Genomic DNA, 13,149 nt, shown 5'->3' on the forward strand with positions numbered 1-13,149 from the left:
ATTCGGAGGGTGATCGAAGCCCGCCATCTCCGCGTCCTGCGTGCCGTGGCCGCCACCGGCTCCTTCTCCGCGGCCGCCCGCGAACTGGGCTGTACGCAGCCCGCCGTGAGCCAGCAGATGAAGGCCCTGGAAGCCTCCGCGGGCACACCGCTGCTGATCCGCACGGGCCGCGAGATGCGCCTCACCCAGGCCGGCGAGGCGCTCGTGCGCCACGCCTCCGGCATCCTCGCCGGGCTCACCGCCGCCGAGGAGGAGATCGCCGCCATCGCGGGCCTGCGGGCCGGCCGGGTCCGGCTGGTCTCCTTCCCCAGCGGCAGCTCCAGCCTGGTCCCCGGTGCCCTCGCCGCCCTGCGCGCCGCGCACCCCGGCACCCGGGTCTCCCTGGTCGAGGCCGAGCCGCCGCGCTCGGTGGAGATGCTGCGCGAGGGCGACTGCGACGTGGCGCTCGCCTTCCGCTACCGCCCGGTCGTCGCCGAGTGGGACGACCTGGTCGTCCGGCCCCTGCTCGCCGACCGCCTGGTCGGCCTGGTCCCCGAGGGCCACCGCCTCGCGGACGCCGGTTCCGTCGCCATCGGCGACCTGGCCGAGGAGTCCTGGATCGCCGGCTGCCCGCGCTGCCGCCGCCAGCTGGTCAGCGTGTGCGAGAGCGCCGGCTTCACCCCGCGCATCGACTTCGCGACCGACGACTACCCGGCGGTGGTGGGCCTGGTCGGCGCCGGTCTGGGCGTCGCCGTCCTGCCGGAGCTGGCCATCGAGTCCGTACGCCCCCGGGGCGCCCGTACGGTCGCGGTCGAGCCCGCCCTGGAGCGGGAGATCGTCGCCCTGACCCTGCCGGACCTGGCGAACGTCCCGGCCGTCGCGGCCACCCTGGACCACCTGGCGCGCACGGCGGCCCGGGTCTGATCACGTCAAAGGGCGGCCCGGTGGGCCGCCCTGAATCCTGCCGCGTGAGGGCCTGGTGAGGTGAAGGTCTGACGAAGAAACGTTCCTTCAGTGGTGTGCCGCCGATGCCGCCGATGCTCCCGAGCCCCCCGTTGCCGCCGATGCCGCCGACGTCGTGACCAGACGGTTGCGAGCCCGCCCCATGAGCTCCTCGCGCTCGTCCTCGGTGAGGCCGCCCCATACGCCGTAGGGCTCCCGCACGGCCAGCGCGTGGGCCGCGCACTGCGCACGGACCGGGCACCGCATGCAGACCTCTTTCGCCGAGTTCTCGCGCGCACTCCGCGCCGCGCCGCGCTCCCCCTCCGGGTGGAAGAAGAGCGAACTGTCGACCCCCCGGCAGGCCGCGAGGAGCTGCCAGTCCCACAGGTCGGCGTTGGGTCCGGGAAGGCGGGAGAAATCTGCCATAGCGCATGTCCCCTTGAAACCGGTGCTGAGCGGATAGCTGGGCTGATGCCTGGGCTGATACAGCCACGACCGTACAACTACTGTCTAAGTAGATGTAAATATGACTCATTGCGAATCTAGCTACAGACACCGACAAAGTGAAGGAAAAGCCGCTAAATGGGGCATAGCTCTGGGTGAAGCAACGGTGACCTGCGCCGCTCTGCTCCGTACGCGCTCCCTCACGTAGAGTGCCGAACCGGGCGGGCGGACCCGTAACTCTTTCGAGTGACCGTCGTTGAGAGTGCGGAAGTGGTTGACAGAACAAGCGCTCGGGCGGACGCCCGGGCGCGTCAACCGCACAGGTGACGATACGTAACCAGCCTGGAGGCCCAAGGTGACGCGCATCAGCTGCGGAGGACGGCCATGACATCCGTCCTCGTCTGCGACGACTCCCCGCTTGCCCGAGAAGCGCTTCGCCGCGCCGTCGCCACAGTGCCCGGCGTCGAGCGCGTGACGACCGCCGCCAACGGCGAGGAAGTCCTCCGCCGCTGGGGCGCGGACCGCTCGGACCTGATTCTGATGGACGTACGCATGCCCGGTCTGGGCGGCGTGGAGACCGTCCGCCGGCTGCTCTCCGCGGACCCCGGCGCCCGCATCATCATGCTCACCGTCGCCGAGGACCTCGACGGCGTCGCGCTCGCCGTCGCCGCCGGCGCCCGGGGCTATCTGCACAAGGACGCCTCGCGTGCCGAACTGCGCGCCACCGTCACGCAGGCGCTCGCCGACCCGACCTGGCGGCTCGCCCCGCGCCGGCTGCGCTCGGCCGAGATGGGCGCCGCGCCCACGCTCACCGCGCGCGAGATCCAGGTCCTCGAAGGCATGAGCCACGGCCGCTCCAACGCGGAGATCGGCCGCGAGCTGTTCCTCTCCGAGGACACGGTCAAGACCCACGCCCGGCGGCTGTTCAAGAAGCTGGGCGCCTCGGACCGGGCGCACGCCGTCGCGCTCGGATTCCGCTGGGGTCTGGTGCGCTAGCACGTGACCGTATCGATCCCCGTCCGCCGCCCGGCGGACGGGGCGGCGGAGGCCCGATGTCTGTTTCCGGCTCGATGCCGCATCCTTGAGATGTGGAGTTCCTCGGGGACGAGTCGATCGAGCGGGAGGGGAGGGCGCAGGAGATGACGTCCGGCGCACCTGCTCATAACGCTTCGGTGCACAAGTACGCACACGGTGCCACCGAGCGGCAGACGTCAAGGCACGATGGACCGATGCGCGATGACGAGACGCAGGGGTCCGCCCTGTCCCCAGGGGCGGGGTCGATCGGCGCGCTGGTCCACCGTGCCGTCGAAGGCGACGAACAGGCCACCCACGACCTCCTGGCGCACGTCCACCCGCTGGCCCTGCGCTACTGCCGTACGCGGCTGAGCAGGCTCCCCGGGGACGCGCGCCACTTCGTCGAGGACCTGGCCCAGGAGGTCTGCGTCGCCGTCCTGATGGCGCTGCCGCGCTACAAGGACACCGGTCGGCCCTTCGAGGCGTTCGTCTTCGCCATCGCGGGCCACAAGGTGGCCGACCTCCAGCGGGCCGCGATGCGGCACCCGGGGTCCACCGCCGTGCCCTCCGACGAGATGCCCGAGCGCCCGGACGACTCGCTCGGACCGGAGGAGCGGGCCCTGCTCAGCGACGACGCCGAATGGGCCAAGAGGCTCCTCGCCAACCTCCCGGAGAACCAGCGCGAGCTGCTGGTCCTGCGGGTCGCCGTCGGCCTCACCGCCGAGGAGACCGGCCAGATGCTCGGCATGTCCCCCGGCGCCGTGCGGGTCGCCCAGCACCGCGCCCTCAGCCGCCTGCGCGCCCTCGCCGAACAGTGATTCCCGCGGGCGCCGTACGGCCCCGTGCGGCCGCGTCCGTCCGTGTGAACGTACAAACCTTCCGGGTGATCTTGCTCGTGGAATGAGACACGCGCTCAGCCCGTTAGCATGGACATCCGCACCGATCAAGGCCATTTGGGGAAGGTGTCATGACTGCCAACGTCGACGGAGTGCCCGAGAAATTCGCGACACTCGGGCTGACCTACGACGACGTGCTGCTGCTGCCGGGCGCGTCGGACATGGCGCCCGACCAGATCGACACTTCCTCGTACATCTCCAAGAACGTGCGGGTGAACATCCCGCTGCTGTCCGCCGCGATGGACAAGGTCACCGAGTCCCGCATGGCCATCGCCATGGCCCGCCAGGGCGGCGTCGGTGTCCTCCACCGCAACCTCTCCATCGCCGACCAGGCCAACCAGGTCGACCTGGTGAAGCGCTCCGAGTCCGGCATGGTCACCGACCCGATCACGGTCCGCCCGGAGGCCACCCTCGCCGAGGCCGACGCCATCTGCGCGAAGTTCCGCATCAGCGGCGTACCGGTCACCGACCCGGCGGGCAAGCTCCTCGGCATCGTCACCAACCGCGACATGGCCTTCGAGACCGACCGCGACCAGCAGGTGCGCGACGTCATGACCCCCATGCCGCTGGTCACGGGCAAGGTCGGCATCTCCGGCGTCGACGCCGTGGAGCTGCTGCGCCGCCACAAGATCGAGAAGCTGCCGCTCGTCGACGACTCCGGCATCCTCAAGGGCCTGATCACGGTCAAGGACTTCGTCAAGGCGGAGAAGTACCCGAACGCCGCGAAGGACAAGGAAGGCCGGCTGATCGTCGGTGCCGCCGTCGGTGTCGCGGGCGACGCGTACGAGCGCGCCCAGGCGCTGATCGAGGCGGGCGTCGACTTCATCGTCGTCGACACCGCGCACGGTCACTCGCGGCTCGTCGGCGACATGGTCGCCAAGATCAAGTCGAACTCCTCGGTGGACGTCATCGGCGGCAACGTCGCCACCCGCGACGGCGCCCAGGCGCTGGTCGACGCCGGTGTGGACGGCATCAAGGTCGGTGTCGGCCCCGGCTCCATCTGCACGACCCGCGTCGTCGCCGGCATCGGCGTCCCGCAGGTCACCGCCATCTACGAGGCCTCCCTCGCCGCCCGCGCGGCCGGCGTCCCGGTCATCGGCGACGGCGGCCTGCAGTACTCCGGCGACATCGCCAAGGCCCTGGTCGCCGGCGCCGACACGGTGATGCTCGGCTCGCTGCTCGCGGGCTGCGAGGAGTCGCCGGGCGAGCTGATGTTCATCAACGGCAAGCAGTTCAAGTCGTACCGCGGCATGGGCTCGCTGGGCGCCATGCAGTCCCGCGGCGAGCAGCGGTCCTTCTCCAAGGACCGGTACTTCCAGGAGGGTGTCGCCTCCGACGAGAAGCTGGTCCCCGAGGGCATCGAGGGCCAGGTGCCCTTCCGCGGCCCGCTCTCCGCGGTCGTCCACCAGCTGGTCGGCGGCCTGCGCCAGTCGATGTTCTACGTCGGCGGGCGCACCGTCCCCGAGCTCCAGGAGCGCGGGAAGTTCGTACGGATCACGTCGGCGGGCCTCAAGGAGAGCCACCCGCACGACATCCAGATGACCGTCGAGGCGCCGAACTACAGCAGGAAGTAACAGCGGGAAGCAGGCGTACGCATGTGAGGGGCGGTTCCGGGATACGGCCGGAACCGCCCCTCACGCGCGTGTCGGGGATACTGGTAGGCGCAGACGTAGAGGGAAAGGCCACACATCGTGACTGAGATCGAGATCGGGCGCGGCAAGCGCGGCCGCAGGGCGTACGCGTTCGACGACATCGCCGTCGTACCGAGCCGGCGCACCCGGGACCCGAAGGAGGTCTCGATCGCCTGGCAGATCGACGCCTACCGCTTCGAGCTGCCGTTCCTGGCCGCCCCCATGGACTCGGTGGTCTCGCCCGAGACCGCCATCCGCATCGGGCAGCTCGGCGGCCTCGGCGTCCTGAACCTCGAGGGCCTGTGGACCCGCTACGAGGACCCGCAGCCGCTGCTCGACGAGATCGCCGAGCTGCCGTCCGAGACCGCGACCCGCCGTCTGCAGGAGATCTACGCGGCCCCCATCCAGGAGGAGCTGATCGGGCGGCGCATCAAGGAGGTGCGCGACTCGGGCGTGGTCACCGCGGCCGCGCTCTCCCCGCAGCGCACGGCGCAGTTCTCCAAGGCCGTCGTGGACGCCGGTGTCGACATCTTCGTCATCCGCGGCACCACCGTCTCCGCCGAGCACGTCTCGGGCGCGGCCGAGCCGCTGAACCTGAAGCAGTTCATCTACGAGCTGGACGTCCCCGTCATCGTCGGCGGCTGCGCCACCTACACCGCCGCCCTGCACCTGATGCGTACGGGCGCGGCGGGCGTCCTGGTGGGCTTCGGCGGCGGCGCCGCGCACACCACGCGCAACGTGCTGGGCATCCAGGTCCCGATGGCGACCGCCGTCGCGGACGTCGCGGCCGCACGCCGCGACTACATGGACGAGTCCGGCGGCCGGTACGTCCACGTCATCGCGGACGGCGGCGTCGGCTGGTCCGGCGACCTGCCCAAGGCGATCGCGTGCGGCGCCGACGCGGTGATGGTGGGCTCCCCGCTGGCGCGCGCGACCGACGCGCCCGGCAAGGGCCACCACTGGGGCATGGAGGCCGTCCACGAGGACGTGCCGCGCGGCAAGCTGGTCGACCTCGGCATGGTCGGGACGACCGAGGAGATCCTCACCGGTCCCTCGCACTCGCCGGACGGGTCGATGAACTTCTTCGGCGCCCTGCGCCGGGCGATGGCGACGACGGGCTACAGCGAGCTCAAGGAGTTCCAGCGCGTCGAGGTGACGGTCGCGGACGCCCAGCACAGCCGCTGACCGCCTTCCGCGTGTCTACGCGAAGGGGCCCGCACCATGCCGGTGCGGGCCCCTTCCGCGTCCTCGGGGACGTGTCCTCGGAGGCGTCTCGGGTGGGTTTCACCCGTCCGGCCTAGGGGGTGTCTTGTCGATCAGGCCAGACCCCGCGAGCCCGGCAAGATCGGCAAGACACCCCCTAGAGGCGGTGCGCCGCTCCGACCGGGGTGACGCCGCGGGTGTCCAGGAGGAGCTGGGCCTTCACGGCCAGTCCCTGGAGGTCGTACGTACGGTGGTGCTGGAGAAGGATCGTCAGGTCGGCCGCGGCCGCCGCCTCGTAGAGCGAGTCCGCGCGCGGGACCGGCAGGTCGCGGACGCGCCAGTCGGCCACGTACGGGTCGTGGTAACTGACCGCGGCCCCCATGTCCATCAGGCGGCGGGCGATCTCGGTGGCGGGGGAGCCCTCCTGGTCGGCCAGATCGGGCTTGTACGTGATGCCCAGCAGCAGCACGCGCGCGCCGCGCGCCGATTTGCCGTGCTCGTTGAGGAGGGTGGCGCAGCGCTGGATGACGTACTGCGGCATCCGCTCGTTGATGCGCGTCGCCAGTTCGACCAGGCGCAGCGGCCGGTGGGGGCCGATGGTGTCGACGGGGGTGCCGTGGCCGCCGACGCCGGGGCCCGGGCGGAAGGCCTGGAAGCCGAAGGGCTTGGTCTCGGCGCACCGGATGACGTCCCACAGGTCGACGCCGAGGTCGTGGCAGAGGACGGCCATCTCGTTGACCAGGGCGATGTTGACGTGGCGGAAGTTGGTCTCCAGCAGCTTGACGGTCTCCGCCTCGCGCGGCCCGCGGGCGCGGACGACCTTGTCGGTGAGGCGCCCGTAGAAGGCGGCGGCCGACTCGGTGCAGGCGGGGGTGAGGCCGCCGATGACCTTCGGGATGTGGGCGAAGTCGTGGGCGCGGTTGCCGGGGTCGAGGCGGCCGGGCGAGTACGCGAGGTGGAAGTCGCGGCCGGCCCGTAGGCCCGAGCCCTCTTCGAGCAGCGGGCGCAGGACGTCCTCGGTGGTGCCGGGGTGGACCGGGGATTCCAGCAGGACGGTGGTGTGCGGGCGCAGCCGGGCGGCCAGGGCGCGGGCGGCGCCGGTGATGGACGTCAGGTCCAGGGACTGGTCGGCACCCAGCGGGGTGGGCGCGCAGATGACGGCGGTGCGGACCCGGCCGAGCTCGGTGGGGTTGGTGGTGGGCCGGAAGCCCCCCGAGAGCATCCGGCGGATCTCGGACGCGGTCAGGGAGCCGTCGACCGGGGGGCGGCCGGCGGCGAGCTCCGCGACGGGGCGGGGGTCGGTGTCGAAGCCGATCGTGCCGATTCCGGCTGCTGTGGCGGCTTGGGCGAGGGGCAGTCCGAGGTGGCCGAGGCCGATGACGGCGAGGTCTGCGGGCATGGGTGATGCCGTCCTTTCCCGGTAGCCGGAGTGGACGCGACGTGCAAGTCCTGTGGACAGAACGAGCGGGAGCAATGTCAGACTAGGCGTAAATATGACCGTTATGTGGCATTGCCAGCGTTTGGACGTCCGAGTGTTGTCCACAGGCGGTGGCTGAAGTCGGAGCCCCGGGACAGAATCGAAGCTGTGAGCCCGACCACACACGGGGGACGACGGGAGGCAGCGGTGAGGACAGCGACACTGGGACCCGCGGAGCGCGCCGAGGCGCTGGCGGGTATGACCGAGGGCGAGCTGGACGTGCTGGTGGTCGGCGGCGGAGTGGTCGGCGCCGGGACCGCCCTCGACGCGGCGACCCGCGGGCTGGCGACCGGGCTGGTGGAGGCGCGCGACTGGGCGTCCGGCACGTCGAGCCGGTCCAGCAAGCTCATCCACGGCGGTCTGCGCTATCTCGAGATGCTGGACTTCGCGCTCGTCCGCGAGGCGCTGAAGGAGCGCGGGCTCCTGCTGGAGCGGCTCGCGCCGCACCTGGTCAAGCCGGTGCCCTTCCTCTACCCGCTGCAGCACAAGGGCTGGGAGCGGCTTTACGCCGGGTCGGGCGTGGCCCTGTACGACGCGATGTCGGTCTCCTCCGGGCACGGGCGCGGGCTGCCCCTGCACCGGCACCTGACGCGGCGGCACGCGCTGCGGGTGGCGCCCGCGCTGCGCAAGGACGCGCTGGTGGGCGCGTTGCAGTACTACGACGCCCAGATGGACGACGCCCGCTTCGTGACCACGCTGGTGCGGACGGCCGCGAGCTACGGCGCCCGGGTCGCCAGCCGGGCCCGGGTCATCGGCTTCCTGCGCGAGGGCGAGCGCGTCGTCGGCGCCCGGGTGCAGGACGTGGAAGCGGGCGGGGAGTACGAGGTCCGTGCCAAGCAGATCGTCAACGCGACGGGCGTGTGGACGGACGACACCCAGGCGCTGATCGGGGAGCGGGGCCAGTTCCATGTGCGGGCGTCGAAGGGCATCCACCTGGTCGTGCCCAAGGACCGGATCCACTCGAACACCGGGCTGATCCTGCGCACGGAGAAGTCCGTGCTCTTCGTCATCCCGTGGGGCCGCCACTGGATCATCGGCACCACCGACACCGGCTGGGACCTCGACAAGGCGCACCCGGCGGCCTCCAGCGCCGACATCGACTACCTGCTGGAGCACGTCAACAGCGTGCTGGCGGTGCCGCTCACCCGGGACGACGTGGAGGGCGTGTACGCCGGTCTGCGACCGCTGCTGGCCGGCGAGTCGGACGCGACGAGCAAGCTGTCGCGCGAGCACACGGTGGCGCACCCGGTGCCGGGCCTGGTCGTCGTGGCGGGCGGCAAGTACACGACGTACCGCGTGATGGCCAAGGACGCCGTCGACGAGGCGGTGCACGCCCTCGACACGCGGGTGGCGGACTGCGTCACCGAGGACGTGCCGCTGCTCGGCGCCGAGGGCTACCGCGCGCTGTGGAACGCGCGGGCGCGCATCGCGGCCCGGACGGGCCTTCACGTGGTGCGGGTGGAGCACCTGTTGAACCGGTACGGCTCGCTCGTGGAGGAGGTGCTGGAGCTGATAGCCGCGGACCCGTCGCTCGGCGAGCCGCTGGCCGCGGCGGACGACTACCTGCGCGCCGAGGTCGTCTACGCGGCGTCGCACGAGGGGGCGCGGCACCTGGACGACGTGCTGACCCGGCGGACCCGGATCTCGATCGAGACCTTCGACCGGGGGACGCGCAGCGCGCGGGAGTGCGCGGAGCTGATGGCACCGGTGCTCGGCTGGGACCGGGACCACATCGACAAGGAGGTCGAGCACTACGACAAGCGGGTGGAGGCGGAGCGCGAGTCCCAGCGCCAGCCGGACGACCTGACGGCGGACGCGGCACGGCTGGGCGCGCCGGACATCGTGCCCATCTGAACCGGCGTCGGCACCATCTGAAGGCCCTTCAGCGGCCCGGTCGGCGCCCGCAGAACTCGGCCTCCAGGAGCGCCGGTTCCAGAACCGGGAGCGTCCCGGCCGCCAAGGTGTCCGTGTTGACCCGGAAGGTGAAGGTGTGCCGCCCGTCGGTGGTGGCGGCGGTGCGGACGTAACTGCCGGTGATGTGTCCGTTGTGGCCCCACACGGTGGTGCCGCAGGACAGGGTGCGCGGGTAGACGCCCATGCCGTACGTGCCGTGGGAGGGGCGGGTGTCGAGTAGTGCGCGCAGCTGGGGCGAGGGGAGCAGGCGGCCGCCGAGGAGGGCGGCGTAGAAACGGTTCAGGTCGTCGAGCGTGCTGATCAGCTCGCCGGCCGCGCCCGCGTGGCGCGGGTCGAGGGCGGTGACGTCACGGCCCCGCGCGTCGTACGCACGGCCGTGCGGGGCGGGGAGGGTGGTCCGGGCGCCGGGGAACGAGGTGCCGGTGAGACGGAGGGGATTGATGATGCGGCGTCGGGTCTCGTCCGCGTAGGAGCGGCCGGTGACCCGCTCGACGACCATGCCCAGCAGGGCGTAGTTGGTGTTGGAGTACGCGTACGAGCCCGGGGGGCGCGGTGGGCGGGTCAGGGCGCTGCGGACGGCGTCCGCCGGGCGGGTCGGCGCGGGGCCCGTGACGGTGGCGTAGTCGGGGATGCCGCTGGTGTGGGTCAGCAGGGCGCGCAGGGTGACGCGGCTGCCCATGGGCCCGGGGAGCACCCCGGGCAGATGGCGCGCCACCGGGTCGTCCAGGCGCAACCGGCTTTCGGCGCCGAGCTGGAGGACCACCGTCGCGATGAACGTCTTGGTGACGCTGCCCGCGCGGAAGTGGTCGGCGCGGTCGATGTCCGGACCGGTGGTCAGGAAACGGGAGGAGAGCGGTGAAGCGGACAGCAGGGCGGCGGCAGGCGCGTGTCCGTCGGACACGAGCCGCTGCAGGACGGGGGAGTCGGGCGCGGGGTCCGGTTCCGGGGACAGGGGCCGCGCACCCAGCGCGAGCAGGACCGCGGCCACGACGACGGCACTGCGCTTCCAGGGCGTTGGCATGGTCCGGGTCCCTTCCTCCGGGGCCATCCTGACGCACGATGGACCCGGAAGAATCGCCGGTCCCGGAGTGAGGGACAATGGACGCTCTTCCAGGGCGGGTTACCGCATCGCGCGGAAGCGGCAGGCGCGGGCGAGGATCAGGGATCGCAGAGGGGACGCATGTCGGAAGCGGAGCAGTCGCGGGGCGCGGCGCGGAAACCTCAGCGGGACGAAGCGAAGCCGGGCGCCGAGGCCGACGTCAAGCCGGACGACGGCCGGGCCGGTGACGCGGTCGACGGCGCGGTCGACGGCGCGGTCGACGGCGCGGTCGGCGGTGCGGGAAAGAGCCGGAACAGCGGGCCGGATGACGGTCCGGGGGCCGGGGCGGAGGACAGGCCGGACGTGAAGCCGGGTGTCGAGACGGGCAAGGGTGCGGCCGTGGAGTCGGGCGTCGGACAGGACGGGAAGCGGAATGGAACCGCCGAAGCGGAAGCCGGAGCGGCAGAGGTGAAGAGCGGTGCCGCATCGGATGCGGCGCGTGCGGCGGTCCCCGCCGCACGGTCGGGCGCGGCGGACGACGACGCCAAGCCCTCCAAGTCCTCGAAGCCTTCGCAGTCCGCGCAGTCCGGGCCGTCCTCGGAGCCCTCGCGGCTCGACAAGCCGTCCGTGCCGGGTGCCCGGCAGCCCGGCGACGCGCACAAGAAGGGTGCGGCGGGCACGGGGGCCAAGACCACCGAGGGCCGCCTCCTGGCGGGCCGGTACCGGCTCGGCGTCGTGCTCGGGCGCGGCGGCATGGGCACCGTCTGGCGGGCCGTCGACGAGACTCTCGGCCGGACCGTCGCCGTCAAGGAGCTGCGTTTCCCCAACAGCATCGACGAGGAGGAGAAGCGCCGTCTCATCACGCGCACCCTCCGCGAGGCCAAGGCGATCGCGCGGATCCGCAACAACGGCGCGGTGACGGTCTACGACGTCGTCGACGAGGACGACCGCCCCTGGATCGTCATGGAGCTCATCGAGGGCAAGTCGCTCGCCGACGTCATCCGCGAGGACGGCGTGCTCACGCCGAAGCGCGCCGCCGAGGTCGGCCTCGCCATCCTCGACGTCCTGCGCTCCGCGCACCGCGAGGGCATCCTCCACCGCGACGTGAAGCCGTCCAACGTGCTCATCGCCGACGACGGGCGCGTCGTCCTCACCGACTTCGGCATCGCCCAGGTCGAGGGGGACCCGTCCATCACCTCGACCGGCATGCTCGTCGGCGCGCCCTCGTACATCTCGCCGGAGCGCGCCCGGGGCCACAAGCCGGGCCCCGCGGCGGACATGTGGTCGCTCGGCGGCCTGCTGTACGCGTGCGTGGAGGGCTGCCCGCCGTACGACAAGGGCTCCGCCATCGCGACGCTGACCGCCGTGATGACCGAGCAGCTGGACCCCCCGCAGAACGCGGGCCCGCTGGAGGAGGTCATCTACGGCCTGCTGCACAAGGACCCCGAGAAGCGGCTCGACGACGCGGGCGCGCGGGTGCTGCTCAACGACGTGATCCACGCGCCCGAGGTGCCGGTCGTGCCGGTCCCGGAACCGTCGCCGGAGGCCACGCGCGTGGTGCCGCTGCCGCCCGTGCCCGCGCCCGGCCCGAAGGGCAGGGAGGCGGCCGACGCGGCGGCCGAGCGGGTGCGCGGAGCGCTCCGTTCCGTACGCAACGCGGCGACCAAGCCCGAGCCCGCGCCCCGGCCCGCGCCGGCGGCGGAGCAGCGGCCGCAGGCCCCGGTCCGGGCGCCGCTCACCGACGTGGTGTCGCGCCGCACGCTCGTGGTCATCGCGGTGGTGGCCGTGCTCGCGGTGGTCGCCGTCGTGCTGGCCTTCACGCTGGGCGACGACGAGAAGACGGTCACGGGCGGGCAGGGCAAGCCGCAGGGCGGTACGACCGCGTCCGCCGGAGCCACCGGCGGGGCCCAGGGCCAGGACGGCGGCAAGGAGCAGGGCGGTCAGCAGCCGGCCACCGGCGGCGGCCAGGGCGGCGGTGGCCAGCAGGGCGCCGGCACGGGTACGAGCACCGGTACGGGCACGAGCACTGGCACCAGCACCGGCACGGGTACCGGCACCAGCACCGGCACCGGCCAGTCCTCGGGCGGCACCGGCAACGGCGCGGCCCTCCCGCCGGGCTACACCATGGTCACGAACGACCGCTTCCACTTCTCCATGGCCATGCCCTCCACGTTCCGCATGACGGGCATAGCCGGGCAGAACTCCGGCGGGATATTCAGCGCCAACGGCGGCTTCCCGCGCGTCCAGGTCGACTTCAACAGCAGCCCGAAGGACGACGCCGCAAGCGCGTGGGCCGCGGCCGTGGGAGCCGTCTCGGCCACCAGCAACGGCTACAAGCACCACGGCATCCAGAAAGTCGACTACAACGGCTACCCGACCGCCGCCGACTGGCAGTTCGAGCGCAATCAGGGCGGCGAGCGGGTATGGGTGCTCAACAGGGGCTTCAAGGTCGACGCCAAGCGCGGCTACTCGATCATGATCACCTGCAAGTCCAGCGAGTGGAACGGCGCGGAGTGCACGACGCTGCGCAACACGGCGTTCGCCACGTTCCGCCCCAAGGACTGACCGGGGACACGTATCGTGAGAGCGCGAGGACCGTACGATGCCGGA

Annotated in this window: 10 protein-coding genes; 7 read left to right on the plus strand and 3 right to left on the minus strand. The window is 72.1% G+C overall.

Features of this window, described 5'->3' with window-relative positions; all coding sequences use genetic code 11:
- Positions 1-9: 9 nt before the first annotated feature.
- Complete coding sequence (locus tag ACIRNI_RS08775; RefSeq protein WP_355365990.1) at positions 10-903, plus strand: LysR family transcriptional regulator; 894 nt, start codon at positions 10-12, stop codon at positions 901-903.
- Positions 904-990: 87 nt separating this feature from the next.
- Here ACIRNI_RS08775 and ACIRNI_RS08780 read toward each other — a convergent pair whose 3' ends face one another.
- On the minus strand, positions 991-1,347 hold the full coding sequence (locus ACIRNI_RS08780) for a WhiB family transcriptional regulator (RefSeq protein WP_403549573.1): 357 nt from the start codon (positions 1,345-1,347) through the stop codon (positions 991-993).
- Positions 1,348-1,749: 402 nt separating this feature from the next.
- On the opposite strand from ACIRNI_RS08780, the gene ACIRNI_RS08785 reads away from it, so the two are divergent.
- The 4 genes from ACIRNI_RS08785 to ACIRNI_RS08800 all read left to right on the plus strand — a co-directional run bounded on the left by ACIRNI_RS08785 (position 1,750) and on the right by ACIRNI_RS08800 (position 6,091).
- Positions 1,750-2,361, plus strand: coding sequence for a response regulator transcription factor (locus tag ACIRNI_RS08785; protein ID WP_003948568.1), 612 nt, complete (start codon positions 1,750-1,752; stop codon positions 2,359-2,361).
- Positions 2,362-2,594: 233 nt separating this feature from the next.
- Positions 2,595-3,197 carry a sigma-70 family RNA polymerase sigma factor gene (locus tag ACIRNI_RS08790; protein ID WP_403549575.1) on the plus strand — a complete coding sequence of 201 codons (603 nt, stop codon included), beginning with the start codon at positions 2,595-2,597 and terminating at the stop codon, positions 3,195-3,197.
- Between the two features lie 149 nt (positions 3,198-3,346).
- Complete coding sequence (guaB, locus tag ACIRNI_RS08795; RefSeq protein WP_403549577.1) at positions 3,347-4,849, plus strand: IMP dehydrogenase; 1,503 nt, start codon at positions 3,347-3,349, stop codon at positions 4,847-4,849.
- A gap of 117 nt (positions 4,850-4,966) precedes the next feature.
- Positions 4,967-6,091, plus strand: coding sequence for a GuaB3 family IMP dehydrogenase-related protein (locus tag ACIRNI_RS08800; RefSeq protein ID WP_403549579.1), 1,125 nt, complete (start codon positions 4,967-4,969; stop codon positions 6,089-6,091).
- A 175-nt stretch (positions 6,092-6,266) separates the two neighbouring features.
- On the opposite strand, the gene ACIRNI_RS08805 is transcribed toward ACIRNI_RS08800, so the two are convergent.
- Positions 6,267-7,508 carry a nucleotide sugar dehydrogenase gene (locus ACIRNI_RS08805; protein ID WP_403549581.1) on the minus strand — a complete coding sequence of 414 codons (1,242 nt, stop codon included), beginning with the start codon at positions 7,506-7,508 and terminating at the stop codon, positions 6,267-6,269.
- Positions 7,509-7,733: 225 nt separating this feature from the next.
- Here ACIRNI_RS08805 and ACIRNI_RS08810 point away from each other — a divergent pair, with 225 nt between their 5' ends.
- A complete protein-coding gene (locus ACIRNI_RS08810) occupies positions 7,734-9,440 on the plus strand; it encodes a glycerol-3-phosphate dehydrogenase/oxidase (RefSeq protein WP_403549583.1) in 1,707 nt (568 codons plus the stop codon).
- Between the two features lie 28 nt (positions 9,441-9,468).
- Here the strand turns inward: ACIRNI_RS08810 and ACIRNI_RS08815 are convergent, their stop codons facing one another.
- A complete protein-coding gene (locus tag ACIRNI_RS08815) occupies positions 9,469-10,521 on the minus strand; it encodes a serine hydrolase domain-containing protein (protein ID WP_403549585.1) in 1,053 nt (350 codons plus the stop codon).
- A gap of 159 nt (positions 10,522-10,680) precedes the next feature.
- Here ACIRNI_RS08815 and ACIRNI_RS08820 point away from each other — a divergent pair, with 159 nt between their 5' ends.
- Positions 10,681-13,104 carry a serine/threonine-protein kinase gene (locus tag ACIRNI_RS08820; RefSeq protein ID WP_403549587.1) on the plus strand — a complete coding sequence of 808 codons (2,424 nt, stop codon included), beginning with the start codon at positions 10,681-10,683 and terminating at the stop codon, positions 13,102-13,104.
- The last annotated feature ends 45 nt before the right edge of the window (positions 13,105-13,149 follow it).

This window comes from Streptomyces sp. NPDC093546 (genome assembly GCF_044765045.1).
Taxonomy (GTDB): Bacteria; Actinomycetota; Actinomycetes; order Streptomycetales; family Streptomycetaceae; genus Streptomyces.

Excerpts from the sequence above, each read along its gene's own strand:
- ACIRNI_RS08805 (WP_403549581.1), bottom strand. The coding sequence starts at position 7,508 with ATGCCCGCAGACCTCGCCGTCATCGGCCTCGGCCACCTCGGACTGCCC.
- ACIRNI_RS08790 (WP_403549575.1), top strand. The coding sequence starts at position 2,595 with ATGCGCGATGACGAGACGCAGGGGTCCGCCCTGTCCCCAGGGGCGGGG.
- ACIRNI_RS08815 (WP_403549585.1), bottom strand. The coding sequence starts at position 10,521 with ATGCCAACGCCCTGGAAGCGCAGTGCCGTCGTCGTGGCCGCGGTCCTG.
- ACIRNI_RS08780 (WP_403549573.1), bottom strand. The coding sequence starts at position 1,347 with ATGGCAGATTTCTCCCGCCTTCCCGGACCCAACGCCGACCTGTGGGAC.
- guaB (WP_403549577.1), top strand. The coding sequence starts at position 3,347 with ATGACTGCCAACGTCGACGGAGTGCCCGAGAAATTCGCGACACTCGGG.
- ACIRNI_RS08785 (WP_003948568.1), top strand. The coding sequence starts at position 1,750 with ATGACATCCGTCCTCGTCTGCGACGACTCCCCGCTTGCCCGAGAAGCG.
- ACIRNI_RS08820 (WP_403549587.1), top strand. The coding sequence starts at position 10,681 with ATGTCGGAAGCGGAGCAGTCGCGGGGCGCGGCGCGGAAACCTCAGCGG.